General features: G+C 44.8%; 3 protein-coding genes. All 3 read left to right on the top strand.

Annotated elements, in window-relative coordinates:
• The coding region (locus F6K49_RS48145) for a hypothetical protein (protein ID WP_293109708.1) at positions 1-611 on the top strand (611 nt) is incomplete at its 5' end.
• An 88-nt stretch (positions 612-699) separates the two neighbouring features.
• The gene (locus tag F6K49_RS48140) at positions 700-873 is read left to right on the top strand and encodes a hypothetical protein (protein WP_293109706.1); all 174 of its coding nucleotides are present in this window, start codon (positions 700-702) and stop codon (positions 871-873) included.
• 28 nt (positions 874-901) lie between these two features.
• The gene (locus tag F6K49_RS48135) at positions 902-1,267 is read left to right on the top strand and encodes a hypothetical protein (protein ID WP_293051840.1); all 366 of its coding nucleotides are present in this window, start codon (positions 902-904) and stop codon (positions 1,265-1,267) included.
• Positions 1,268-1,510 lie beyond the last annotated feature (243 nt).

The following is a 1,510-nucleotide window of genomic DNA, read 5'->3' as shown; positions in this document are numbered from 1 at the left end:
CCGTGCCAATCATTAATGCCATGACCAAAACTTTTCATCCACTACAGGGACTAACAGATATATTTACGCTCTTGGAGGAATGGCAATATTTCGAAGGACAATCTATTGGTGGCAGACAGATTACCTGGTTTGGCATGGGTAATAATAATGTAACCCATTCTGTGATGCTTGCCGCCTCAGCAGTTGGCATCGACTTTTTGTTAATGTGTCCAGAGAAAGAGGATTGTTTTCCACCTTCGGAGGTGCTTCAAAAAATCAAAACCTTTTCGGAGCATAGTGGTAGTACTATCATGATAAACAATCCAGCTAAAATTGTCAATACCGATGCTGTATTCGCTGATACCCACTCCTTGGGTGATACATCAGAAGAAAAGCTACGCTCTAAAGAGATATTAGCTCCCTATAGAGTTGATGAAGAGAAAGTTCAAGAAATTGAGAATCCAGACTGGGTATTCCTTCATTGTATGCCCATACATCTTACCCAAGATGAAACTGACTATGAAGAAGTAAGCCAGAAAATTGCAGATGGCGCGCATTCTAGGATTTTCCCAGAGGCAGAGAACCGTCTATATGCAATCATGGCAGTTCTGCATTCCCTAACAAAATCGTAACTAGTACACCTGGTTGACTGACAAAAGCATCAATTAGGAACAATCAAATGTAAGCCAGGAGGGGAATAGGAGGGATTGACGCAAGAATGTGGGGAGCCAGCATCCTCAAGACAGATACCACTCATACCTTGAAGATGCTGTGAAAAAAAACTCCCGCCTCTACAATGCCTTGAATCAATGGATGGGTCAAGGTGATTGGGCGCATTTGGCTCATCTGACTGTTTGTTTATCGATGGAGCGTGGCGCTGGTACATACCGGTAGTGTGAATCTGACTAAATGGACGGTCTATATGCCGTGCCGGGGTCAATATGCTGCCAGCAAACAAAGACAAATCCAGCGTTGGCAGCCATTACCCCGAATCAATGTGCATCGACTCTATGGCAGTTTAATTGAAGCAGCTTTGACCAATTGGCAAGAACAGGTAATCTATCTGGCATTAGACACCTCGTTATTTTGGGAGAAGTATTGTGAGCGTGCGGCTGTGTGTGGTGCATCGAGGTCGCGCCAAGCCGCGTGGCGAGCGCGGGTCATGGCTCATGGCAGTGCCAGTATATCGTTCAGGGATTATCGAGAAATGATTCAATCGGCTCAGAAGCGATTACCTCAAGGAATCAAGGTGGTGTTACTGGCAGACCGAGGTGCAAGTTCATATTAACGCCAAGGCGGATGTTAACTACCCAATTAGGTTGGCACTATCGGATTAGGCTCAAGAGGGATAGTTGGATTTGGTCGAAGCCAAAGTGAAGACATATTTCTGTTCCCTGTTCCCTATTCCCTGTTCCCTTTAAAGCCAAATATTATGTCCTAAACTATACTTCCGTTGCTATTGTGGGACGATTATGAATCCAGAGGTTTGCAGCTTCTAACTGAGCCGCTAATGCCAATAGTGTTGCTTCTG

The sequence above is a fragment of the Moorena sp. SIO3I6 genome, from assembly GCF_010672095.1.
This window is presented reverse-complemented; position numbering and strand designations above follow the sequence as displayed.

What these genes read in the sequence shown, in the direction of transcription:
- F6K49_RS48135 (WP_293051840.1), top strand. Translation starts at nt 902, where the DNA reads ATGCCGTGCCGGGGTCAATATGCTGCCAGCAAACAAAGACAAATCCAG.